The 26,440-nt window shown below is 48.4% G+C and carries 13 protein-coding genes and 1 tRNA gene; 5 read left to right on the plus strand and 9 right to left on the minus strand.

From position 1 onward, the window contains the following. The first annotated feature begins 143 nt into the window (after positions 1–143). Both NQ565_RS04375 and NQ565_RS04385 read left to right on the plus strand, forming a co-directional pair. Positions 144–4,097 (plus strand): hybrid sensor histidine kinase/response regulator transcription factor, encoded by a 3,954-nt coding sequence (locus tag NQ565_RS04375; RefSeq protein WP_005656160.1) that lies wholly within the window; start codon positions 144–146, stop codon positions 4,095–4,097. 683 nt (positions 4,098–4,780) lie between these two features. Further along, complete coding sequence (locus NQ565_RS04385; RefSeq protein ID WP_040315970.1) at positions 4,781–7,309, plus strand: TonB-dependent receptor domain-containing protein; 2,529 nt, start codon at positions 4,781–4,783, stop codon at positions 7,307–7,309. 14 nt (positions 7,310–7,323) lie between these two features. Here the strand turns inward: NQ565_RS04385 and NQ565_RS04390 are convergent, their stop codons facing one another. The 8 genes from NQ565_RS04390 to NQ565_RS04425 form a co-directional block, all read right to left on the minus strand. Beyond that, positions 7,324–8,685, minus strand: coding sequence for a glucoamylase family protein (locus NQ565_RS04390; RefSeq protein WP_005656165.1), 1,362 nt, complete (start codon positions 8,683–8,685; stop codon positions 7,324–7,326). 177 nt (positions 8,686–8,862) lie between these two features. After that, positions 8,863–11,196, minus strand: coding sequence for a beta-glucosidase BglX (gene bglX, locus NQ565_RS04395; protein ID WP_005656167.1), 2,334 nt, complete (start codon positions 11,194–11,196; stop codon positions 8,863–8,865). A 489-nt stretch (positions 11,197–11,685) separates the two neighbouring features. Further along, positions 11,686–13,209 carry a RagB/SusD family nutrient uptake outer membrane protein gene (locus NQ565_RS04400; RefSeq protein WP_040316051.1) on the minus strand — a complete coding sequence of 508 codons (1,524 nt, stop codon included), beginning with the start codon at positions 13,207–13,209 and terminating at the stop codon, positions 11,686–11,688. A gap of 62 nt (positions 13,210–13,271) precedes the next feature. After that, positions 13,272–16,310, minus strand: a complete 3,039-nt coding sequence (locus NQ565_RS04405) for a SusC/RagA family TonB-linked outer membrane protein (protein ID WP_005656172.1) — start codon at positions 16,308–16,310, stop codon at positions 13,272–13,274. 202 nt (positions 16,311–16,512) lie between these two features. Beyond that, a tRNA-Leu gene (locus NQ565_RS04410) sits at positions 16,513–16,594 on the minus strand. A 72-nt stretch (positions 16,595–16,666) separates the two neighbouring features. Next, positions 16,667–17,722 (minus strand): S41 family peptidase, encoded by a 1,056-nt coding sequence (locus NQ565_RS04415; RefSeq protein ID WP_005656174.1) that lies wholly within the window; start codon positions 17,720–17,722, stop codon positions 16,667–16,669. A gap of 16 nt (positions 17,723–17,738) precedes the next feature. Then, on the minus strand, positions 17,739–18,584 hold the full coding sequence (locus NQ565_RS04420; protein WP_005656176.1) for a DUF3316 domain-containing protein: 846 nt from the start codon (positions 18,582–18,584) through the stop codon (positions 17,739–17,741). Then, the gene (locus tag NQ565_RS04425) at positions 18,571–21,285 is read right to left on the minus strand and encodes a DNA gyrase/topoisomerase IV subunit A (protein WP_005656178.1); all 2,715 of its coding nucleotides are present in this window, start codon (positions 21,283–21,285) and stop codon (positions 18,571–18,573) included. Before NQ565_RS04425 ends, NQ565_RS04420 begins: the two co-directional genes overlap by 14 nt. 299 nt (positions 21,286–21,584) lie before the next feature. On the opposite strand from NQ565_RS04425, the gene NQ565_RS04430 reads away from it, so the two are divergent. The 3 genes from NQ565_RS04430 to NQ565_RS04440 all read left to right on the plus strand — a co-directional run bounded on the left by NQ565_RS04430 (position 21,585) and on the right by NQ565_RS04440 (position 24,482). Further along, positions 21,585–22,055 carry an HU family DNA-binding protein gene (locus NQ565_RS04430; protein ID WP_005656180.1) on the plus strand — a complete coding sequence of 157 codons (471 nt, stop codon included), beginning with the start codon at positions 21,585–21,587 and terminating at the stop codon, positions 22,053–22,055. A 103-nt stretch (positions 22,056–22,158) separates the two neighbouring features. Further along, on the plus strand, positions 22,159–23,700 hold the full coding sequence (locus tag NQ565_RS04435) for a glycine--tRNA ligase (RefSeq protein WP_005656181.1): 1,542 nt from the start codon (positions 22,159–22,161) through the stop codon (positions 23,698–23,700). Positions 23,701–23,810: 110 nt separating this feature from the next. After that, on the plus strand, positions 23,811–24,482 hold the full coding sequence (locus tag NQ565_RS04440; protein WP_016661119.1) for an FKBP-type peptidyl-prolyl cis-trans isomerase: 672 nt from the start codon (positions 23,811–23,813) through the stop codon (positions 24,480–24,482). Between the two features lie 84 nt (positions 24,483–24,566). Here NQ565_RS04440 and NQ565_RS04445 read toward each other — a convergent pair whose 3' ends face one another. Beyond that, the gene (locus NQ565_RS04445) at positions 24,567–26,396 is read right to left on the minus strand and encodes a serine hydrolase (RefSeq protein WP_005656184.1); all 1,830 of its coding nucleotides are present in this window, start codon (positions 26,394–26,396) and stop codon (positions 24,567–24,569) included. Between the last annotated feature and the right edge of the window lie 44 nt (positions 26,397–26,440).

The raw sequence follows: 26,440 nt of genomic DNA on the forward strand, positions 1-26,440 counted from the left end.
AAGGATAGATAATCTTTTAAGGGTACAGTACTAGAAGGAATAAATATCTTCATTTAGCCTTTGTAGGATCATAATACTCGTTGTTATTGGAGAAATGTATATATTTGCATTTTATCCTAAATGCTTAAACAGGAATATTATACATGAAAACATCTTTATTTACACAAATAATTCATTTTCTACTTATTTTATTTTTTACCTCTGAGAATCTATATGCTTCTAATGTGGTGAGATATATCTCTAATATAAATGGGCTGACGAATAATTCGGTAAACTGTATTTTGGAAGACTCCGAGAATACAATGTGGATAGGAACATGGGATGGACTGAATGCGTACAATGGGAGAGAAATCACAACGTTTAGGTATAGTAAAAGTGATCCGAACTCTATAAGCAATAATATTATTCGTCAGATAATTGAGAAAGAAAACTGTTTATGGATAGCTACAGATAATGGTATTAATCGTTTGGACAAGCAAACCTATCAGATAACAAGGTATTATTTGAGGAAAGATAACAAGATTCCCTACCAGGAAAAGTCATTTATTCTTGCACAGAGTGCTGGAAGTGAAATTGTTTGTTTTGTAAAGGGAGTGGGCTTCTTTATATATGATGATTCTATTGATGAATTCAATTTTGTCAAAACTGATTTTGTAACTGAGGTGAAAGATTTTTCCATAGATAAATTGGATAATTTGCTTTTTCTTTTGGAAGACGGTACTATTGCTCATATTTCTTATAGGCAATTTATTAAGGAGGGAAAGAAGGATAAATTGCTGTCTATTGGCATGGATGGTCCAGTGAATAGCTTGTTTCAGAGTGGCGGTCGATTTGTTTTGAACGGGAAGAACAGACTTTTCATACTGAATCATGACTTTACAGTTTCTCATTCTATTCGGCTTAGCATAAGTAAGCCTGTATCTCAAGTCCTTTTATCTGGTGATGTGATGTACATCAGTTTTATAGAAGGTGGGTGTATTCTTTACGATCTAAAATCTGATACTCATACTTATCTGGATGAATTGCCTAATCAGTTATCTGTATTTACTCTTTATCTTGGTAGCCAAAATATCTTATGGATAGGTACGGATGGGCAAGGATTGATACAATTTTATCATTATGACTCATTGTTTCAGACAATTCATACTACTCATCCTGTAAGATGTTTTTGTGAAGATACTATCGGTAATATCCTTGTTGGAACAAAAGGAAATGGAATAAAACTGTTAAATCCTGATACTAAGACAATACGTGATTATTTAGATGAATCTCAAGGGCTAATATCTAATTCTGTTTATGCCTTGAGGAAGAATAGAGCCAATGATATTTTTATTGGAACGGAAGGTGTAGGTATTAATATTTTGGATGCGGTTACCGGACGACTTAATAGGCTGGACATACCAGATAAATATCCAATGTTTAAAGCGGTATACAACATCTTTTTTACTAACAACGATTCATTAATGTGGATAGGCACCTCAGGTTATGGGCTGATAAAGATGGAGATTTCTAAGGAGCAGGGTAGATATAGGGTAAAAGGCTTCCGTCAGTACAATTCATCAGATAAAAGTATTTCACTGAGTAACGATGTAGTTTATGCTATTGCGTCCGATCCTGAAAACCAGGCATTATGGTTTGGAACTCGTGGTGGGGGATTGCATTGGATTAACTTAAAAAACAATACTATCAAGACTTTGGAAGATATTGATAGTCGTATTCTACTTACTAATAGTGATATACTTTGTTTGTTTCAAGATCATTCGGACACTTGGATAGGAACCAGCTATGGACTTAATAAGTTACAAGGTTGTAACAACGACTTCACTTTGACTAAGTACGTTGATGGGACTTTGACTAACAAAACTGTTCATGGGATATTAAAAGATTCAAAGAATAATATTTGGATAAGTACTAATCAAGGTCTCTCTTGCTTGAATATCACTAATGGTAAGATCGATAATTACACTCTGAACGATGGCTTGCAGAATGATGAATTTTCTGATGGAGCTTTTTTAAAAGATAGGCGTAATTATCTGTACTTTGGTGGAGTGAGTGGTCTTAATTATTTCAATCCCCAAAATATACATAAAAGGGATTTTAATCCACTTCTTACTTTGAATACTCTAAAGATATATAATACACTGCAAGATATTAACAAACGTATAGAGAAAGGTATCCTAAAATTAGGTTATGAAGAGCGTTTTGTATCGTTTAATTTCATAGCTAAAGATTTTATAAATAACGAGAATTGTGAATACGCTTATCGTTTGAAGAACCATTCTGATGATTGGGTGGAGATGGGAAATAATCCTAGTCTCATTTTTACTCATCTACCCTCCGGTAATTATCATTTGGAAGTAAAATGTACTAATGGTGACAGAGTTTGGGGGAATCATATCTATCGCCTGACGATTAAAGTTGGTTATCCATGGTGGCTTAGCGTGCCGGCTTTAACTATCTATGGAGTATTGATTGTCATCATCTTTTGTATTGTAAAATCGGTAGTGAAGAATCGCATTCGCCTTAGTCGTCAGGTTCTTATTGCTCGCGTAGAAAGGGAACATGAACAGAAAAACTATGAATCAAAGCTTAATTTCTTTACTAATGTTGCTCATGAATTCTTTACTCCCTTAACCTTGATTTACACTCCAGCTCAACATTTGTTGGAACAGTATGGATTCGATGAGAATACAAGGAAATATTTACAGATAATCAAGAATAATGCGGAACGGATGCAGAAGTTAATTAGTGAACTCATGGAATTTCGCAAAGCTTCAGGGAATATGAGTTTGCATCCGAAGTATATAGATGTAAAGACACTCGTGGAGTATGCTTCAGATAATTATATTGATATTCTTCGGGATAATAAGATTGATTTTAAGATAGTGATGCAAAACGTGGCAAAAATATATTCGGATTCTAATGCTTTGGAGAAGATTATATTCAACTTACTGTCCAATGCTTTTAAATATACACCGCGTAATGGCTACATCAAGGTCATGCTTTCGCAGGATGATCCAGACAGTACATTACATCTATTGATTCGTAATTCAGGTAAAGGATTGACGGAGCAGCAAATGGCGGAAGTATTTGACAAGTACAAGATATTTGATGTTGCAAAGTTTGGTAATTCAGTTAGTAATGGTATAGGTTTGAACCTCACTAAACAACTCGTTGAACTACTTGGAGGTGAGATAAGCGTAAATAGCGAATTGGGGAAGTATGTGGAATTCTCCGTAATGATTCCTTCATTGTCATCTGATAGTTTACAGGTCTCTGCGCTGGATGAGGATGATACTGTACCTCAAGAAGAGGTGAAAGCAGAGCTTTCAAAGATTCATAAGGAAATTGTAGTATTGGTTGTTGAAGATGAGAAGAATATTTGTGAACTGTTATGTGATATTCTCTTTGAGTACACTGTGCGCGTGACCCGAGATGGTATTGAAGCCTTAAGTGAAATAGAGCATAATCATCCTGATATTATCATTAGCGATATAATGATGCCTAATATGGATGGACTGACACTGATAAATAAACTTAAGTCAGAACTCAAGACAAGTTATATCCCAATCATTGGAGTCTCGGCAAAGGCTTCTGTAGAAGACCAAATAAATGCTTTCAAGCATGGTGCTGATGCTTATATTACTAAACCTTTTCACCCTAAACAGATAATATCTACTATTGAGAATCTACTGTCTAGGCAGACATTGTTGAAAGATTATTTTAATTCCAGTTTATCGTCCATCAAAGTGAGGAACGGCATTGTACTCCATCCTGAGGATGAAGAGTTGATACATACTGTGACAGACTTTATTCAGAGTAACATTGACGATGAATCACTCAGTCCTTCTACCATTGCCGATTTTGTAGGTGTGAGTAAGGCTACTCTCTATCGTAAGTTTAAAGAGATAATGGATAAGACTCCGAGTGAGTTCATCCGTAGTATTAGATTGGAACATGCGGCTAAATTATTGAGGACTACAAGGCTAACTGTATCAGAGATTATGTTTAAATGTGGTTTCTCCAATAAATCTTATTTTTATCGAGAGTTTTTCAAACAATATGGAGGGTCACCTAAAGAGTATCGAAGTCAGTGATGAGAATGGACGTTAAGTGCTGTTTATGTTAAAAGTCATTCAGTTCTAAGTAAAATTATATCTTGGTATGGAAAGTTAGGGAGAGTGTTTTTATTTAGTTTGGGTTACGTATTTTTGTTTGATAGGTGTGAATTCTGATTTCCGTAACTCCTGCCGTGTTTGGATGGTTCATAATGAGCTTTCATAACAGCCCTCTACAATAATGCTCAATTATTATGGTTATCGGGCTTTGGTTTATGACGAGATAACATTGTAGATATTAGTTGTCCGTTTTGCTGAAAATGGTACGGAACCCATAAAGGGCTGAAATCTTTGTAGTGTTTTTGGGAACGGATGCAGTAGACGCGGTTTACAAGTATCAGATTGTGTATTTTGCCGAAGTAACAGGGGAAATATTCGTCTTTTAGTCTGTTGAGACCGAATTTCAGGAATAAGTATTGTACCCTATACAGAGTGATGCATAACAGCTTGCAGCATGCAGGCGATAGTAAGCAACATTGCCGCCAATGTGTTCCTGCTGTTGTTTTTCTACTTTCTGTAAATCAATGTACTTTTCGCTTTTTTTAACTCCGGTGTTCCGATAAATGCCGAAGAATGCCCTATTTTTGCCTAATTCGTTGTGACAGTAGACACTATCTGCTACGAAAAAACAGACAAGGTATAGATTTAAACAGGGAAACACCATGAAAAACAGATGGGCCATGTTGCTGGCGGTATTGTTAATACCCGTTTGGGCAACTGCACAGAATGCGGCAAACTCTTCCTTTCAGATTAAGGGTATCTTACTCGATTCTCTTACTAAAGAAGGTGAGCCGTACGCTACAATCAAGATAGTCAAGAAAGAAGCGCCGGAACATGCGTTGAAAATGCTGGTGACGGATATGAAGGGACACTTCCAGGAGAAAGTACCCGGTAATAAAGGCAACTTCATTATGACAATTTCTTCGGTGGGACGGAACAGTATTGTGAAGAACTTCTCCGTAAAACCGGGAGAAAAGTCGGTGGACTTCGGTACCATGTATATTACAGATGCTTCCAATGAGTTGGGACAGGTGGAGATTGTAGCCCAGAAGCCGTTGGTAAAGGCAGATATCGACAAGATAGAATATAACGTGCAGGACGACCCCGATTCCAAGTCGAACTCTGTTCTTGAGATGCTGCGCAAAGTACCCCTTGTAACGGTGGACGGCGAAGACAACATCAAGGTGAACGGCAGCAGCAGTTTCAAGGTGTATGTCAACGGCAAGCCCAACAACATGATGAGTAATAATCCTACGGAAGTCCTGAAAAGTATGCCCGCCAACTCCATCAAGCACATAGAGGTAATTACCAATCCCAGTGCAAAGTACGATGCGGAAGGTGTCGGGGGTATCCTGAACATTGTTACCGTAGGCGGCGGACTGGAAGGGTATACGGCTACGTTCAGCGGCAATGTCAGTAACCGTGGCGCCGGTGGGGGTGTATTCGGTACGATAAAAAGCGGCAAACTGACTTTCAGCGCCCGCTATAATTACAACTATAACAACCAGCCCCGCAGCTACTCCGGCGGCAATCGGCGTACCGTCGGCGAAACGGACAGCAGTTCGTCCGACCTGGATTACAGCGGAACCAGCAAGGGAGACGGTTCTTTCCAGTCAGGCAGTATGGAAGCCAGCTATGAAATCGACACATTGCGGCTGGTAACCATGTCCTTCGGGCTTTGGGGCGGCAAGAACAAGAGCGACGGAGCGACCAATACGCTGGCCACCTTCCCCGGTACTGCCAACGAACTGTACAACTATGTCTCCAATAGTCACAGTAAAAGTTCCTGGTATTCCATTGACGGAGGTATCGACTACCAGCGTCTGTTTCCCGTAAAGGAGCGTATGCTCACGTTCTCGTATAAGATTAATACCCGCCCGCAGACCTCGGATTCCTATTCCGGTTACGAGTATGATATGGACAATGTGGCCCCGGACTGGCAGGACTTTATGAAGCGCATGCTCGACCAGCATAATGACGGTTCGCAAAGCACTACGGAGCACACCTTACAGGCCGATTATACGACTCCCATCGGCAAGATGCACACAGTAGAAACCGGAGTTAAATACATCCTTCGCAACAATACTGCCGAGGACGACCGCTTCCAGCGCGCCGCAGGGCAGCAAACCGATTATGAATTCGATGAAGACCATAGTTCCCACTACAAACACCTGAATGATATTCTGGCTGCCTATGCCGGTTATTCCTTGAAAGTGAAGAAGCTCTCTGGCAGGCTGGGCGTGCGCTACGAGCATACCATACAGAATGTGAAGTATCTTTTAGGCAAAGGCGATAACTTCAAGAAGGATTTCGACGATGTAGTTCCTTCCGCCAGCATCGGCTGGAAGCTGACGGATATGTCCAACTTGCGTTTGGGTTATAACATGCGTATCTACCGTCCGGGCATCTGGTATCTGAATCCCTACCTGAATGACAGTAATCCTACCAATATCACGCAAGGCAATCCCAATCTGGATAGTGAGAAAAGCCATGCTTTCAATCTGAGTTACAGTAATTTTACGCAGAAGTTCAATGTCAACCTATCGCTCCGCTATTCGTTTACCAACAACAGCATCGAGCAAATCTCCGAAATTGTTCCCGATACCGAGATTGAGGGTTTGAAAGAGACTACCGGCAAAGAGGTGCTTTACTCCACTTATCAGAACATAGGAAAAACCAAGAATGCGAGTCTTAGCGGTTATATCAACTGGAATGCTACATCCAATACCCGTATCTATGCCAATATCTACGGTAACTATTCATATATGGAAGGAGCCAACGGCCTTAAAAACGACGGTTGGAATCTTTTTGCCTACGGGGGTGCGCAACAAACCCTGCCCCATGATTGGCGCATCAGTCTGAACGTGTTCGGCCAGACTCCCTGGGTAATGTTACAGGGTAAAGGGAGCAGTTACTTCGATTACGGCTTGAGCGTAAACAAGTCTTTCTTCGACAAGCGTCTGACCCTCTCTGCTTTTGCCAGCAACTTCTTTAAGAAGTACATGGACAATACCAATACGCTCGAAGGTGTTGGTTTTACGCAGGAGAGCTGGAGCAAGTATAGCCGCCAGCGCTTCGGCATCAGTGTCAGTTACCGTATCGGCGAGCTGAAAGCCAGCGTTAAGAAAGCCGCCCGTTCCATCAGCAATGATGATGTAAAGGGCGGTGGAGGCGGCAATAGCGTTCAGTAGGGTCGCAATTCCGGTTATGAAGCGGAAATGGGGGTGTCAGAACTCAATTGGAATCCTAACTTCCGCAATCCCTGCTGTACGTCCGGATGGCTCATGAAGAGTTTCCAGAGCAGTCCGCTGCGGTAATTCTCAATCATGACGGCTATCGGCCCCTGGTCGATGGCAAGATAACGTTGCGGATACCAGTTGTCCGTTTCGCTGAAAGCGTCGTAGAATCCGTAAGGGCCGAACACCTTGTCACCCATGTCGTAAAGGTGGCGCATCACTTGCAGCGAATACTCCGGTGTATATACGATGGACGAAAGGGCGGCGGTGGGAGCGATGACTCCCCGGTCGTCGCGCTCGTTGGGCGAGTGGGCGGCATACCCGTCTGTGGAGTAGCTGGCGGTCAGTCCCCAGCAGTCCGGTCCGAAGCCTTTGTAATGTTTGGGGTTACGGATGCAGTAGGCGCGGTTCACAAGCGTGAGGTTACGCATTTCGCCGAAGTAATCGGGGCAATACTCGTCTTTCAGCCCGTTGGGGTCGAGTCCCAGGAACGAGTACTGTGCCCAGAACAGAGGACCGGCTTCCGTGCCCTGATACCGCAGATGCAGTTCGATACCCTCTACCTTATGCGGACTGACGATGGCGCCGTTCTGCGCCCAACCTTCGTGGTATACGGCGGCGGGCACGCCATGCGTAGGCGAGGCGGCGGCAAGGATGTACATGATGAGGCACTCGTTGTAGCCGTGTACGGGGAAGTTCATTTCCCAGCCGTATTCGGGGCTCCAATGCCAGTAGAGTACGTTTTGGTCGCCCTGGCGGTAGAAGTTCCAGTCTACATCCCGCCATAGCTTGTCGATACGGGCGGCGAGGGCTTTCTCTTGCGGATTGCCGCCTGCATAGTATTGGTGTACGGCAAGGAGAGCCTGCATGATGAAAGCGGTTTCTACGAGGTCGCCGCCATTGTCTTTTTGTCCGAAAGGCTTTATCCGTCCCGTATCGCCATACCACCAGTGGGGGTAGGCGCCGTGAAAGCGGTCGGCGGTTTCGAGGAAAGAAACGATGCGTTCCATACGTGCCAGGCCTTCTTCACGGGTGACGTAGCCCCGGTGGATACCGGCAAGCACTGCCATGATGCCGAAACCGCTGCCGCCGGATGTCACTACGTTTTGGTCGTTTTCGGGATATACGCCGTCCATGTGGATGCGTTCGCGTGCCAGTCCGCTGTTGGGTTCGGCTCCGTCCCAGAAGTAATTGAAGGTCCGGTGTTGTACGGTGTCCAGCAGGGCGTCGTCGCTCAATGCTCCGGATGCACCGTCGGATTTCTTTGTACCGCAGGCTCCTGCAAGGAACAACAGCAGGAGAAGCGGGATATATAGGTTTACTGATTTCATTCTGTTTTACGTGCAATGATTTATATACTGTTGGGAGAATTCTGTTTCCCCGTAAGGAAACGCCCGTTCCCTTAGGGAGAAACTCCCGTTTCCTTAGTGGGAAATTTCGGTTTCCCCTGAGGGAACTGCGCGTTTCCTTTGGCGAAACTGTCAGTATCCTCAGGAGAAACCGTGGGTTTACTTCAAGGTAATACGAGCCGTCCTGGCAGCCTGACTGCTTCCACCGATGAAAAGGTCGAAATCTCCAGGTTCGGCTACGTGGTTCAGGTCGTAATCATAGAAGCGTAGCAGCTCCGGAGTAATCTTGAAGGAAACGGTCTTGCTTTCGCCGGCGCGCAGGAAGATTTTTTCGAAGCCCTTCAATTCGCGCACGGGACGGGTGATACTTCCTACAAGGTCGCGGATGTATAGCTGTACGACTTCGGCTCCGTCCCGTTTACCGGTGTTGGTAACGGTGACTGCGGCGGTTATGGAACCGTCCTGTCCCATCGACGGGGTACTCAGAGCAATGTCACTGTACCGGAAAGTGGTGTAGGACAAGCCGTATCCAAAGGGATAAAGCGGCTCGTTGTCCACATCCAGGTAGTTGCTGCGGAACTTCTCGAACCATTTGCCTGCCTGTAGCGGGCGTCCGGTATTCTTGTGGTTGTAGAACAGAGGTATTTGCCCTACATTCTTCGGGAAAGTCATCGTCAGCTTTCCGCTGGGGTTGACATCTCCGAACAATACGTCGCCGATGGCATAGGCGGCTTCGCTTCCGCCAAACCATACGTTCAGTATGGCGGGTACGTTCGCCTGCTCCCAGGTCAGCGTCAGCGGACGTCCGGTGAAGAGGGTGAGCACTACGGGCTTGCCCGTCTTCAGCAGGGCTTCCAGCAGCGAGCGCTGCACATCGGGCAGGTCGAGATTGGTACGACTGGAGCTTTCGCCGCTCATTTCGGAAGATTCGCCGAGTGCGGCTATGATAACGTCTGCACCGGCGGCTGTTTTCAGGGCTTCGTCCAGCAGTTCTTTGTCTGTACGGTTGTCCCGGTTCAGGGAGCGACCGAACATGGTGGCGCGTTCTTCGTAGGCGGCGTCGCCGATGAGGTTGCTGCCTTTGGCGTATGTGACGTTCACTTTGCCGGACATCATCTCTTTCAGTCCCTCATACAAGGAAGGATAGTCGTTGAGGCGGGCGGCTACGCTCCATGTGCCGGGCATATTGCTGCGTGTGTTGCCCAAGGGACCGATAACGGCTACGGTTCCTTCTTTTTTCAGCGGGAGCAGCGGTTGGGGCAGAGAGCCGGGATGTAGCCCGATGCTGTCGTTCTTCAGCAATACGAAGCTCTCGGCGGCAATGCGGCGTGCGGCGGCGCGGTGCTCTTTGGTGAAGATGTCGCGTGCGGGACGCTCCGGGTCGCAGTATTTGTAGGGATTGTCAAAGAGTCCCAGCTTGTACTTGGCTTCGAGGATGCGGCGGCAGGCCGTGTCGAGGGTCTTCATGCTTACCTTGCCCGACATGACGGACTTTTTGAGCGTGCCCACAAATCCTTCGCTCACCATATCCATATCTACCCCGGCATTGAGGGCACGGGCGGAAACTGCTTGCAGGTCGCCGATGCCATGTTCTGTCATCTCGGATATGCCGGTAAAGTCGGTCACTACAAAGCCGTTGAAGCCCCATTGCTTGCGAAGCACATCGGTCATCAGCCATTTGTTGGCTGTGGCAGGTACGCCGTCTATCTCGTTGAAAGACGCCATTACACTGCCCACACCTGCCTCTACGGCGGCCTCATAGGGGTACATATATTCGTTGAACATGCGGTTGCGGCTCATGTCTACCGTGTTGTAGTCGCGGCCCGCTTCGCCTGCCCCGTAGAGGGCGAAGTGCTTGACGCAGGCAAGGATTTCATCGTTGCGCTTGAGCTGGTCGGAGAGGTTGGCTCCCTGATAACCGTATACCATCGCTTTGGCAATTGCTCCGCCAAGGAAAGGGTCTTCGCCACTGCCTTCGCTGACACGTCCCCAACGCGGGTCGCGGCTGATGTCCACCATCGGACTGAATGTCCAGGAGATGCCGTCGGCACTGGCTTCGATGGCGGCAATACGTGCGGATTCCCGAATGGCTGCCATATCCCAGGTGCAGGAAAGCCCCAGAGGGATGGGGAAGATGGTTTCGTAACCGTGTATCACATCCATGCCGAAGAGCAGGGGAATGCCCAGACGGGAGTTTTCCACTGCCAGCTTTTGCACGTCGCGTATCTTGTCCACTCCTTTCAGGTTGAAAAGTCCGCCGACGAGCCCTTGCTCGATTTTCTTGGCTACGTCACTGCTTTTGGCTTGCCCGGTAGTGATTTCACCGGTAACGGGCAGGTTCAATTGCCCTATTTTCTCCTCTACGGTCATTCGCTTCATCAGAGCATCGATAAAGCGGTCCATGTCTTGAGGAGATTTCTGCGCCTGCATGGCGGCGGCGCCTATAAAGGCGGCTGCAAGTAGCAGACCGGTTCTTTTGAAAAACTTCTTCATAATATGTTTCTTTTAATATGTATTTTCTAATACGGTTCTTTACACATGTTTTTGCATATGCTTTTATAGATACTTTTTAAGCATGGATAATGCATATAGGTCTTTCTAAGTGAAAGCCTGAAAGGCTTTTATCTTCAAGAGAAGTGTGTCAAAATACACTTGACGATTTCTTTTAGGCACGGATTACACGGATTTCACGGAAAAAGAATAAAGAAAATCTGTGTTTTCTGTGTAATCTGTACCTAAAAAGAAATCAATAGTAAGCGAATCTTGGTTTTGACACACTTTCATATTACAGATGTATTAATATGCACTCTATAAAGGCGAATTCCTTGTGTATAAATCATTTGTCCTAACAGAGCACAAGTCATAGAGGACTTTTTATACCCGGGGTATATTACCCCGGGCTTGTAGATAAAAAGCTTTCAGCCTTAGGTGCATTATCATGCCGTATGGTATTAATCACTAATCGCTAACCACTAATTATCGTTAATAATCAGGATTCTGTTTCAGCACCCCGTTCGATTTGTCAATTTCTTCTTGCGGCAATGGCAGCAAGGCATTCTTGTCCTGATAGTTCTTTCCGGCAGCTTGAAGCACCTCTTTGGCAATACCCCAGCGCACGAGGTCGTAGAAACGGTCGGGTTCCAATGCCAACTCAACGCGGCGTTCGTGGCGAATGGCATCACGCAGTGTGCTTTGGTCAGTAGACGTGACTTTGGGCAGTATGCTGCTGTCCGCACCGCGTGCATGGGCGCGGACCTGCTCCAGATAATCGATAGCCTCTCCCGGAATACCTTTCTCGTTGGCGGCTTCGGCAGCCATCAGCAATACGTCCGGGTAGCGGATGATGCGGATGTTTACCCAAAAACCGTCTTTGGTATATTTCTTACGCAGTTCGGGTTCGGTATACGCCTTTTTGTTGAAGTAAGCCCCCATAGCGGTGGATACGGGAGATTCACCGTAAGGCTTGTTGGTATTTTCCGGAGTGACAGGGTCGCTGATGCTCCGGCGGAAATAAAGCAGGGTGGCATCTTTGCGAGGGTCACCGGGTTCGAATGCCCCGCCTAACAGCGCAGTACCCATATGCCAGCCCCAACCGAGGTCCCAATCGCCTGCGCCGCGCACGCCTTGTACCTGGCAGAACTGACTTCCGATGACATCACTGTTTTTCAGGGCATCGGTCGATTCGCATTGCAGTTCGAACACGCTTTCGCCGCAGTTCTCGCCCTCAACGGTGAAGACTTTATCTACGGGTGTGTTCAGGTTGTAGAGGCCGGACTTGATGACTTCGGTGGAAGCGTCGTACATATTGTCCCAGTCGTTGCGCATCATGTAGGTGCGGGCGTGCAGTGAGCGGGCGGCTCCCCAGGTGATGCGTCCGGTGTATTCGGAAGTCCATGTCAGCGGCAGGCATTTCTCGGCTTCGGTCAGGTCCTTGTCTATCTGTTCGTATATCTCGTTCACATCACTTTTGGGTCGGTTGGCGTCGGATGCTTCTTTCACTTTGAATGTTACCAGCGGCACCTCTCCCCAGGCACGTACAAGGTTGAAGTAGCAGTAGGCGCGGAAGAACAGGGCTTCGCCTTTGGTACGTACATTCTCCAAATCATCCTTGTTTCCGCTGTTCTCCAGGTCGTCGAGGATTTCGTTGCACTGGTAGATGATTTTATAGTTCTGTCCCCAATAGGCACTGAGCGTACCGTTGGAGGCTGTATACTGGAAGTCGTCCCACATGGCTGCCTGGTCGGCGCCGTCGCCGGCATCGCTGCCTTTTTCGGAGTCCTCGCTGCGTACCATGTGTATCATGAAGGCGGGTATTCCGGCAGTGATGTTATAGCTGCGCATCAGGTAATATACGTTGTACATCTTTCCGCCGATAAGGGCGTTGGGAGCATCGTCTTCGGTGAACTGCCCCAGCGGGTCGCGGTCGAGGAAGTCGTTGCAGGATGTCAGGGCAAAGGTGGTGAGTGTACCTGCTATCAGAGTTAGAATCTTATGTTTCAGTTTCATGATTATTATTTTTTGGTTCATCGCAGCAGACACCGGGTTGTGTGCTCTGCGGTGAATTGTTTTTAGAATGTCAGATTAAAGCCGAATGTATAAATGGCAGGCATCGGATAGCTGCCGTCGTCTACGCCGAAAGCAATGGCCGTACCGCCCAGTTCGGGAGTGTAACCGGTATTGTGTTTCCAGGTTTTCAGGTTCTGGATGTTGACGTAGAGCTTCAGGGCCTGCATACCGATTCTGGATATCAGGGTCTTGTCGAAGTTATACGCCAACTGTACGTTGCGGATGCGGAAGAAGCTGCCGTCTTCGATGTAGTACTCGGAATTCATATTGTTGATGGTATGCTTCGTGTTGAGCAAGGGTTGGGTATTGCTTGTGCCCGGTCCGTGCCAGCGGTCCATGCGTTGTTCCATGAAGTTGAACTGGCTCCAGTTGTAGTTGTCCCAGGTACGGAATATCTGGTTACCGCCTTGTCCCATCATGTCGATGCCGAGCTCCCAGTTCTTATAGCTTACGCCGAGGGCGATGCCGTAAGTGACATTCGGGGTAGGGTCGCCTATCAGGGTACGGTCGGCAGTGGTGATTTCACCGTCATCGTTCACGTCCTTGAATTTCAGGTCGCCCGGAGTCACGGTGGCCAGGGTATTCTTGGGCGACCGGGCTATTTCTTCGTCCGTCTGGTACACGCCCTCTACCTTGTAACCGTAGAAGTAACCGATGGGATAGCCGGCCATTGTGTAACTCTGGCTCTTGTCGCCTGCGATAATCGAGTAACCCTCCTGTACAAGGCTCAATACCTTGTTCTTGATGGTAGTGAGGTTGAAGCCTGCGCTATAGCCCCAGTCGCCAATCCGGTCGCGCCAGTCGATGGCGAGTTCCACGCCTTTGTTCTCTATGGAACCGAGGTTACCGATGCCCGGCACCGTGCCGGAGATGCCCGGAACTTCCGCCAGCAGGTCTTTGGTGGTTTTCTTGTAATATACACCCTCGAAGTGCAGGCGGTTGCGGAAGAAGTTGGCTTCTGCACCCGCTTCCCAGGCTTCCACCTTTTCCCAGCGGAGACGGGGATTGGGCAGGTAGGACAACTGGTAGCCCGGATAGATGGCGGATGGCTTGCCGAATACGGCGGAATAGGCATTGGTGAGCAACGGTTCGGCAGGATAGGCCTTGTCCAGATTCTGATTGCCGAGCGTACCCCACGAGCCTTTCAGCTTCAACATATCCAACCAGGTGATGTCTTTCATGAACTCCTCTTCGGACATCAGCCAGCCTGCGCCGACGGAGTAGAAATTCTGCCACTGATTTCCGGTGTAGGAGAATGCGGAGGAACCGTCGCGGCGGAACGAACCGTTGAACAGGTATCTGCCTTTGTAGTTATAGAGCACACGTCCCAGCATGGATACGGTACTGCGCTCCCATTGCTTGCTCTCGTTGGTGGCTGTTGCCGCATCGCCGATGCTGATGTACCACTTGTCGGGATTATCGGGGATAACCAGACCTACGCCCTGCGTACGTTCTCCGCCCAGCATCTCCAGCTTGTTGTAATAGGTGGTGAAGCCGGCGGTGGCGGTCAGGCTGTGGTCGCCCCAGGTATTGGTGTAGGTCAGCAGGTAGTCGCTTTGTACTTTGGCTTCGGTTTCCTTGGATTGTTTCACGCCGGTCTTACCGTTGCCGAGGGTCACGACGTTGCCTTCCACGCTGCTGTCGAATACGTTGATAACAGGCGTGTAGGTGCGGCTGCTGTTGGAAGCATAGTCCATGGAATACATTACTTTGAACTGGAAGTTTTTCAGGAAGTCCCATTGGCCGTATACATTGCCCGATGCGCGGTAGTTTTCCGCACGGGTGGTATTGGCTTTCAAGTCCACATCCACCATAGGGTTGTTCATCTGCGCTTTCTGGAAGCCGGGCAGGGTGGTGTACAAGCCGTATTCGGCATTGTATACGGGGGCTACCGGGGCTGCGCGGAGAGCTGTTGCCACACTTTTTGTATCGGCGGGCAGTATGCGTGCGCCGTTGAACTGGAAGCCTACTTTGAAGTTATCCGTAACTTTATAGTCGTTGCTTATGTTCAGTGTGACCTTGCTGTACTTCTCGTGCTTGATATTGCCTTGTTCGTAGGCATAACCGGCGCCGAGGTAGAAGCTGTGCCTGGCGGAAGCGCCCGTAATGCTGACATTGTTGTTGGTGATAAATCCGGTCTGGAAGATTTCATCCTGCCAGTCGGTATTGCCCGTCCACGGGGTGAAATCAAATTCGGGATTGCCTTCATTTCTCAACTGTTCGTTGTAGAGTTCCTTGAACCCGGCGGCGTCGACCATTGCAATCTTGTCCGTTACACGCTTGAAGCCGAACGAGCCGTTGATATTGATGCGCGTCTGTCCTTCTTTGGCTTTCTTGGTGGTGATGATGATGACACCGTTGGCGCCGCGCACGCCGAAGATGGCGAGGGACGACGGGTCTTTCAGGATTTCCATGGACTCGATGTCCTGCGGATTGAGGAAGTTGATATTGTCATTGAACAGGCCGTCTACTACATACAGCGGTTTGTAGCCGTTAATGGAGTTTGTACCGCGCACGCGTATTTCAGGGTCTGCTCCTGCCTTGCCGGAATTGATAACCTGTACGCCGGCTATCTTTCCCTGCAGGGCGGCTACGGGGTTGACTACGGGTTTGTTGGCAATCTCATCGCCTTTTATGTTGGTGATAGACCCGGTGAGGTCGCGTTTCTTGGCGCTGCCGTACCCGATGACGACCGTTTCGGCAAGCATCTGTGAATCGTCGTTCATCTGCACGTCGATAACACTCCGGTTGCCTACTTTGACGGCTTGCTTTACCATGCCTACGTAGGAAAACTCCAAAGTGGCTTCGGGCGGCACTTGGATGGAATACTTTCCGTCAATGTCCGTAATGACACCATTGGAAGTGCCTTGTTGCAGCACGGATGCTCCGATGAGCGGTTCGCCCGTAGCGTCGGTCACCGTACCGGTCACTGTCTTGTTTTGAGAGAAACCGGGAGTTGCCGTAAAGAGCAAACATGCTATCAGAAATAGATTTTTCAGCCAGAAGGCTTTCTCCATAGAATGTTTAGGTTTTTTCTTCATTGCATAAATTTTTAGTGGATAACTAACTTGATTGTTTCCTCTGAAACAATCGGAATGCAAAAAAGATTTGGACGTTTTGTATATCTCCGGTTTTTAACATAATCCGGAAGGCTTCTGCGGGCGCTTCGCAGTCCCTTGTATCTAAAAAAAAAAGAAGATGTATCCGATACATCTTCTTTTTTGTCTTTTATAAGGTAATCAGTGCGGGTGATAGGACTCGAACCTACACGCCTCACGGCACCAGATCCTAAGTCTGGCGCGGCTGCCAATTACGCCACACCCGCAAGGGATTTTCCCGTTAAGCGGTGCAAAGATAAGAAGTTTTCTTGGTTTTACAAGTAAAAGTTCAAAGAAAGTTATTCGCTGACTGCCGGAGTCCATTCCCCTTTAAGGAAAGCCCGGGCTTTTTCGATGATAGTGTCTATATGCTTTGCTTCATCCGCTTCGTCCATATTGACTTTGATGTCGGGCTCTATTCCCCATTCTATCTGCTCCATGTCGGCGTTGAAATGCGGGCTGGCGGAGAAGCGTACTGTCCATCCGTTAGGCAGTTCGGAAGTGAAAGGCATGCCGGAGCCGCCACCGGTTTTGTCACCCATGATAGTGACATTGGGCAGACAGCTCATCTGATTGACGAAATCGTTGGTTGCGCTGTAGGAGCGGCGGTTGGTCAGCACTACTGTTTTCTTTTGCCAACGTATGCTGTTGCTGGGTTCCAGTTCTATGGGGTAGGGCTCGGAGAAATCATTATGTCCCTTGCCGGTTTTGTGGCGGATATACCCGGTCAGCACTTTCTCGTTGGTGAAACGGGCGGCGATGCGTTCGGAGTTGGTTACGTTGCCGCCGCCATTGTTGCGTACGTCAATGATAAGTCCGCTGCATGGGGCAAGATAGGAGAGTATCTCATCCAGGTTTCCGTTGCCTATGCCCGAAGAGAAACTCTCGTAACGCATATAGCCGATGTTGTCTTCGAATATCTTGTACTTGATACCTGCGGCAGTGCGGTAGTCGGTACTCGCCTTGCCCAGATAGAAGTCTTCCACAATGTCTTCGCGGAAGTTGCGCGGATAGTCCTGATACCAGGCATCGTAATACGAAACATTGTGGGCGGAAGCTAAGTTTACATGCCCGTCCTGCAGTTCGTTCAGCATATTTCCCAATACTTCAAACAGGCCTTCGCTGCTCATGCTGCCGGTAATCAGCCTGCTGTATTCGTCGTGTATGGCATCCCAGTCTATCTGTTTGTATTCCAGGAAGCAGTACTGCTCGTCGATAATCTTCCAGAGGGCCTCAAAGTTTCCCTGCGGAGAATTGGCAACTTCGTCTTCGCGGATGCAACTGCCCAGCAAAGGAAGCACGGCAATCAGAACCATTATATTTTTCAGAAACCTTACCATCTTGTCATTCTTCATTTATCACTCCGCTTCTTTATTTCTTTCTCTTGTTTTTCAATAAATACAGCTCCTTCACGAATCCCACCATGAATACGTGCGAGTAGGTGTGTGTCTTTATATCGTTCACGTGTGACTGCTGCGCGTCCCATATATAAGCGAAACGCATTTTGGCACGTCCCACCGGAAAGTCTGCCGTAAGCATTTGCCGCAGTGACGGCTGGTTGTGCAATGAGGTGAATTTCACCACTCCGCTGCTGTTGCCCAACGAGAAGATTTCGTAATAGGATTGCCCGTAGTGCGGTGAGAACATAACGCCCATTAACGGCAGATTGACCTGGTAGCGCAGTGTCAGCGGATAGTTCTTTATGCGTAAGTTCCAGATGGCCATGCCCGATACGTCCAGATTGATATAGGCGCGTGCCGATGCCGGATTGTTGGTATTGCGTAGGTTGTAGACAAAACCGCCGTTCAGGTCGGCAAGACCGCCGGCGAGCAACTTGAAATTGTCTGTAATGGGGAAGTTGTAGTGCAGGCCGTAGTTCCAGTTTGCCAGTGCGGAGAATGTATTGTTGTTATCCGCTTTGTTGCGGGTATATCCCAAATCGGCCTGAAAGAAACTCTGTAGGGAGAGCCTGCCATCCATCCATCTGGTCATGCGCATGCTTTCGCGCGAGACGCGGAAATCAATACCGGTGTATTCCTGGGGAGACAGATAAGTGTCGAATACATTCGTAAGACCTACGCCGTACATGGTGGCGCGGGTTACGAGGCGGCTCTGTTCCAAACCTTCCGCTGTGGCGGGAAGCTGTGCCTGCATGGCACTGCTGCATAACAGCAGTACCGTACAGATAACCGGTATTATCGGTTTAGGTAGTTTCATGTTCCTTGCTGTCATCATTATCGGAGAACAATTTCATTTGTCCGGTCAGCTCGTCCAGTATGTCGCTTTCACTCTTTCCGTGGTCCGGGTCCAGAATTTCGGGTTCTTCCTCATTCTTGCTTTCCGGGATTTGCGGAGTTTCCGGTTGGCGGGTAGGTTCTAACTCGTTGATAGTATCCAGCGTATAGGTAGTCAGTCGCTTGCCTTTTGCCTTGAAACCTTTTACGGCGATAAATTCGTCTGCATCGACCACCAGCGGTTCGCGGAATTTGTCATGCCCGCCGAATACGACTTCCAGTCGGGGATAGTATTCATCGGTCAGCAGGATGAGGCGGTTATTCTTGTTTTCGCCCAGGTAGTTCTGCTTGCGGCTGCTTGCTTCAAAGCAGAATCGCTTGATGTACGGATACCCCTGCTGGTCGGCATCATAAAGGACTGCCGTCCACACCTTGTTCGGGTCATATTTCTCCAATACCCGTATATTGTCTTCGTAGTGGTTGTTCACATCGAAATTGCTGGTGTAGAACTCGCCGTTGTTCAGCACTATCAGGATTTGCTCGTCGCTTTGGAACTCACCGAGGTATTCTCCGCGGCTGTCGTAGTTGAGGCGCAGGACATCTTGGTCGAACCATACTTTCCGTCCGCCCAATGTGGAACCGCCGCGCTGCTTCAGGGCTATCTTATGAACCGGGTTACGGGTAAGTATATTACCCATGGCCTGACGTCCTTTGATGTTTATCTGGCTGAAATCTTCTTCGAAGATAATGCGGCGTATGCGCGGATTGGGCTTGAGCGTCACTTTGATGATTTCGGCCTCACCGTTGGGATTGGCTGTGAAATACACGATGCGTGAGTCGGGTGTGCCCTGTGTCACGTCGTATTCGCGGTCGCGCACTACGGAAGTCACGGCGAAACGCTTGATATAATGCGTGCCTTCTTTCCCGTCGCGGTAGACAACGTTGTAGATGGTACGTTTGTCGTTCTTCTTGAAGACATTGGCATAGAGTATGTTCTTGCCTACGAATTTCTTGTCTGCTACCGGAGTGATGATGTAACGTCCGTCGCGGAAGAAGATGATAACATCATCGAGGTCGGAGCAGTTGGCTATGAATTCATCTTTCTTCAGGCCGGTACCGATGAAACCCTCTTCGCGGTTGATGTACAGTTTTTCATTGGCTTCCACCACTTTGGTAGAGTCGATGGTGTCGAAGTTGCGTAATTCGGTACGGCGCGGGAAGGCTTTGCCGTATTTCTCTTTCAGCATGCGGAACCAGTCCACCGTATATTCCACGATATTTGCCAGGTGGCGGTCTATCTCCTCGATGTCCGCTTTCATGCGGGCAATCAGCTCTTCTGCCTTGTCGGAGTTGAACTTGAGGATACGCGCCATTTTTATCTCCATCAGCTTGAGGATATCCTCTTTGGACACCTCACGGATAAACGTGGGATAATAAGGTGTCAGCCGTTCGTCGATGTGTTCGCAGGCGGCATCCATGTTCTTGGCCTGTTCAAATTCCTTATCCTTGTAGATACGTTCTTCGATGAATATTTTCTCCAGCGATGAGAAGTGCAGGCTTTCCAGTATCTCGTTCCTGCGTATTTCCAGTTCCCGGCGCAATAAGGCCAAAGTGTTGTCCACCGACTTCTTCAGTACATCGCTTACGGTGAGGAAGTGCGGTTTCTGCTCGTCGATGACGCAGCAGTTGGGCGAGATGCTGACTTCACAATCCGTAAAGGCGTAAAGTGCATCAATCGTCTTGTCCGATGATACGCCGGGTGCGAGGTGGACTAATATCTCCACGCTTCCGGAAGTAAGGTCTTCTACTTTCTTTATCTTGATTTTTCCCTTTTCGCTTGCTTTAACGATAGAATCACAGACACTGGCTACCGTTTTTCCGTAAGGTATCTCGCGGATGACGAGTGTTTTGTTATCCACCTTTTCAATCTTGGCACGTACCCGTACGGCTCCACCGCGTTCACCGTCATTGTACTTCGATACATCAATATTGCCGCCTGTCTGGAAATCGGGATAGAGCTTGAATTCTTCCTTATGCAGGTATTTTACGGATGCGTCGCAAAGTTCATTGAAGTTATGCGGTAATATTTTGGAAGAAAGCCCCACGGCAATACCTTCCACACCCTGTGCCAGCAGCAAGGGGAATTTGACGGGCAGCGTCACCGGTTCCTTGTTTCGTCCGTCGTACGACAGTTTCCATTCGGTTGTTTTGGGGTTGAACACCACATCGAGTGCAAATTTGGAAAGGCGCGCTTCGATGTAACGGGGGGCGGCTGCGCTGTCTCCCGTAAGAATATTCCCCCAGTTTCCCTGGCAGTCGATGAGCAAATCCTTCTGGCCGAGTTGCACCAGTGCGTCACCGATGCTGGCATCACCGTGCGGGTGAAACTGCATGGTGTGTCCCACGATGTTTGCCACCTTGTTATAGCGTCCGTCTTCCATACGCCGCATGGAGTGCAGGATACGCCGTTGCACGGGTTTCAGTCCGTCCATGATGTGGGGTACGGCACGTTCCAGGATTACGTACGAGGCATAATCCAGGAACCAGTTCTGATACATGCCGCTCAGTTGGTGCTTGACGTTTGCATCATTGGTATCCGCAGGTTTATAATCCGAATGCCCTTCGCTCCCCTTCGGGAGTTCTTTATCCAAATCATCTTTTGTTCCTTCAAAGTCTTCGCTCATATTTGTTCGGGAGTTGTCTATTCATGAATAACCGCCGGTTGGGCAGTTGCAGGCAAAAATACGAAATTTATCGGGAAAACAGGCAAATTGCATTAAAAAAGGAGCAAGGAAGTCGTTTCTGATTTTCTTTATTCGCAATAAAAGTTTATCTTTACAGCCGGTTTGGTATGTACGACACCCGGGTGTTGAACATACCGACACCCGGATGTCGGACATACTGAGACCCGGGTGTCGGATGTGCTGACACCCGGGTGTCGTACATGTTTATAATACTAACGTGAAAAATTAATGGTACTGTCATGACTATACCCTATCTGGTAAGAAAGAAAGCGGACTTATCGTCCGGCAAGAGGAAGGAACAATGGTACGCCGTTCAGAAGAAATTGCAGGAACGCGGCGGAGTGGATTTAACGAAACTGGCGGAACTGCTGTCCAAGCGCAGCCATTTTCCACAGGGGATGATTATGGGTATCCTGTCGGAATTGGGAGATACGATTGAGGATATTCTCAGCATGGGACAGTCGGTGACCATTCCCAACCTGGGGACGTTCCAGACCGCTCTTACCAGCCCCGGGTTTGACCGCCCGGAACAGGTGATGCCCGGCAAGGTGAAGCTCTCACGCGTGTATTTTGTGGCAGACCGCGGGCTGACTGCACGTTTGAAAGAGGTACAACCGTTTAGGATACCTTTCAGTCTGTATGTTCCCGAAAGTCAGTTGACGCCTGCAATGCGGCGGGCGGACAAGAATCAAAAGACGGGCGAAGAATAAGATAAATTAATACCCCCGTTGCCCTACATATAAGATAAATCCCTATCTTTGTGGCGCTTTTTAACTGAACAAAGATTTCAAATTAATTAAGATACAATAAAAAATGGCACAGGAAGACGTTTTTAAGAAACTCGTATCACACTGCAAGGAATACGGATTCGTGTTCCCTTCCAGCGACATCTATGACGGACTGGGAGCCGTATACGATTACGGTCAGATGGGTGTGGAACTGAAAAATAACATCAAACAATACTGGTGGCAGAGCATGGTGCTGCTGCACGAAAACATCGTAGGCATCGACTCGGCTATCTTTATGCACCCTACAATCTGGAAAGCAAGCGGACACGTGGATGCGTTCAACGACCCCTTGATTGATAACCGCGACTCGAAGAAGCGTTATCGTGCCGATGTATTGATTGAAGACCAGCTCGCCAAGTATGACGACAAGATAAACAAGGAAGTGGCGAAGGCCGCCAAGCGTTTCGGTGAGGCTTTCGATGAAGCACAGTTCCGCAGCACGAACGCCCGCGTACTGGAGCATCAGGCCAAGCGAGACGCTTTGCACGAACGTTTTGCCAAAGCGCTGAACGACAACAATCTTGAAGAGCTTCGCCAAATAATCTTGGACGAAGAAATCGTTTGCCCTATCAGCGGTACGAAAAACTGGACGGAAGTCCGCCAGTTCAACCTGATGTTCACTACCGAAATGGGTTCCACTTCGGAAGGTGCGATGAAGGTTTACCTCCGTCCGGAAACGGCTCAGGGTATTTTTGTGAACTATCTGAACGTGCAGAAGACAGGACGTATGAAGATTCCTTTCGGCATCGCACAAATCGGTAAGGCTTTCCGTAACGAAATCGTTGCGCGCCAGTTCATCTTCCGTATGCGCGAGTTCGAGCAGATGGAAATGCAGTTCTTTGTAAAACCGGGCACTGAGCTCGACTGGTTCAAGACTTGGAAGGAAACCCGTTTGAAATGGCATAAGGCGCTGGGATTCGGCGACGACCATTACCGCTATCACGACCACGACAAACTGGCCCACTATGCAAATGCCGCTACCGACATCGAGTTCCTGATGCCGTTCGGCTTTAAGGAAGTAGAGGGTATCCATAGCCGCACCAACTTCGATTTGTCCCAGCACGAGAAATTCTCCGGCAAGAACATCAAGTACTTTGACCCGGAAACCAATGAAAGCTATACTCCGTACGTTATCGAAACCTCTATCGGCGTAGACCGTATGTTCCTTAGCATCATGTCGGCTTCTTATTGTGAGGAGCAGTTGGAGAACGGAGAAACCCGCGTGGTGCTGAAATTGCCTGCTGCGCTGGCTCCGGTGAAACTGGCGGTTATGCCGCTGGTGAAGAAGGACGGTCTGCCCGAAAAGGCTCGTGAGATTATCAACGACCTGAAGTTCCACTTCCATTGCCAGTACGACGAGAAAGACAGCATCGGCAAGCGCTACCGCCGTCAGGACGCTATCGGTACGCCATACTGTGTAACCGTAGACCACCAGACGTTGGAAGATAACTGCGTAACGCTGCGCAACCGCGATACGATGCAGCAGGAGCGTGTGGCTATCTCCGAACTGAACAATATTATTGCAGACCGCGTAAGCATTACGTCTTTGCTGAAAACGCTGCAATAAGATAAAATGTATTTTGTTTGTCACTGCCGTTCAGAGCGTAGCGAAAAAGCTGTGCCCTGAATGTCGGGAGACAAATGCCGAATAATAGTAATCCCGTAATTTATAATCAGATGAAGAGACCGTTCCTTTTGTTTTTACCCTTCTTGCTGTTCATAGCAGGTGCGTTTGTGGCTTGCGAAGAAGTGGAGGAGGCCGGAAAATATGATAACTGGGTACCGCGTAATGAAGCTTTTATTGATTCCATTAAAGGTAAGACCGGCGATAATATCGTGGCTTCGCTTGAAGATGCCGAAAAGATGGAGATTGGCACGTTGTATGCCATATCCGTGCCGACCAGCGGTACCGGGGTCAATGGTACTTTACGTCCTCAGTATGTGTATTGCAAGAAGTTGTGGAAAACAGATAGCGGGGCATACCCGTTGTTCACGGAAAAGGTAAGCGTTTTCTATCGTGGTACTTTCATTACTGGAGAAGAGTTCGATGGCAATTTTGACGGTTTCGGAGCGACAGACCGCGAAATTCCGTTGCCTTTATCAGATCCCTTGTCCGAAAACTCTCCCGAATCCAAATGGCCTACGGCGTTTAATTCTCCTTCCGAATTTGTGGTATCCAAAGTTATTGCAGGCTGGACATGGGCTTTGCAATATATGCGGGTCGGTGAGCGTTGGATGCTGTATATTCCCTGGCAGAGCGGATATGGTGCAAGCGGTAGTTCATCCGGTGATATTCCCGGTTATACGTCATTGACCTTTGATGTATGTTTGGAAGGAATTGCAGACTGATTGATTGGATATAAAAAACAGAAAAGGTGGTAAAGTTTGTTCTTTATCACCTTTTTCCGTTTATATGCGTGTCATGTGTCTTTTCTAAATCTTTTTCCTGAGGGCTTTCGCCCATATTTTATAGCCTTCTTCTTTCAGGTGTAATCCGTCTGTTGTCAAATCGGCACGTAATACATTGCTTCCTTTCTCGGTGAATAAAGGGAAGAGATTAATGTACGTCAGGCCCTTTTCTTTGGCAAGTGCTTCCAGTTGTTTGTTGATTTCGGGTATCATATTTGTCTTGCCTGCCAGTCTTTTATAACGGCCGAAACTTTCGTTGATAGGAAGCAGGCTTTGCAGGTAAAGCCTGGTGTCGGGAGACTCTTTCCGGATGCGCTCTACCGTCATGCGAATCATACCGGCGATGCTGTCGGCTGTCAGGTCGTGCGAAACATCGTTCACACCGATAAGCAGGAATAGTTTGGCAGGTTGTCCTGGCAATATCTGGTGCAGGCGGTCGTACACACCCATTACCTCATCGCCGATGATGCCGCGGTTGCGTACGTGCTTGTTGCCAAGGCGGGCGGCCCAGTCACCACCGTTTTCCGTCAGGCTGTTGCCCAGCATGACTATATCTTTGCTGCCGATGGCTGGTTCGTCCATGAACTGGAGAAAACGTTTGTAATAATGGTCCGTATATGTGCGCGGAGCGGGATACAGAGAGGCTGCCACTGCGTTGGCTACCAGTGAACGCAGGCGTACCACGCTGTGTCCGTCTTCCGGATGCACGGCGTTAGTCAGCAGGATTACGGACGTGTCATTGTCGGGGTCGATTACGACAGATGTACCGGTGTAACCCGTATGCCCGTAGGTATTCGGACCGAAGAAATCGCCGGCATTGGATGCGTAGGGGCTACATACATCCCAACCCGGGGAGCGACCCAGATCTGCTGTAGCACGGGGTACGGTGCGCATGGTCTTTACGCCTTGCGGGCTGAGAATGCGATGTCCGTTCCACTCTCCGCCATTTTGCAGGGCGGCGCAAAGTATGGCAATATCTTCGGCGCAGGAGAATACGCCTGCATTGCCGCTGATGCCGCCGTTGAGAATGCGTGCAAGCGGGTCGTGCACCTGTCCGCAAAGAACCTGTCCGTCGGGTTGTTTCTCTGTCGGAGCAATGTTCTCCGGTAGAGGAACGGTATTTATCCACTTGCCGTTCTTGTCGCGTAGGCAAGGGAGATAATCGGTATGCTTCATACCCAGTACGTCGAAGACGTTTTCACGGGCAAAGTCGCGCAAGGATTGTTCGCTGACGGCCTCTATGATGTGTTGCAGGGTGATGAAGTTTAGGCAACTGTACTGAAAGCCGGTTTGCGGCTTGAAATCGCGTTTGCATCCGGCGATGTACTCCATTAGCCCTGCCGGGTTGGGAGAACCGTATTTCTGTTCCAGCTCCGCAGCCGAGGCATAAGGCGGGAGTCCGGAACTGTGTGTCAGCAAATCGGCTATGCGGATTACCTTTTTGTCTTTTCCGTCTTCGCTCTCCCAGTCCTTGAAGTCGGGGATGTAGCGGCTTACAGGGTCGAGCAGGCGTATTTTTCCGCGTTCTGCCAGAATCATGGTGCATACGGCTGTGGATATGGACTTGCTGCAGGATGCCATATCGAAAACGGTATTTACGGTCATAGGTTCCGTGTCCGGATAAATCCGTTTGTTGCCGTATGCCTTCAGATAGGCCATTTTACCGTTACGTACCACTGCAAGTACGGCGCCGGGAATCTCTTTGCCGGCGATGGCCGTTTCAATGGCTTCATCGGCATACATCAGTTTGCGGGAATCCAGTCCCGCCTGTTCGGGAGCTACCCGCTGCAAAGGCTGTGCGGTGGCTGCCTGCAGACCGAACAGAAGTACAAGGATACTGGTAAGTGTTTTCATATTTTGTTTGCTATAAGTGGATTTTCGGACAGAAGAACCGGGAA

Origin of the sequence: Bacteroides stercoris ATCC 43183 (assembly GCF_025147325.1) — a bacterium.
GTDB classification, from domain to species: Bacteria; Bacteroidota; Bacteroidia; order Bacteroidales; family Bacteroidaceae; genus Bacteroides; species Bacteroides stercoris.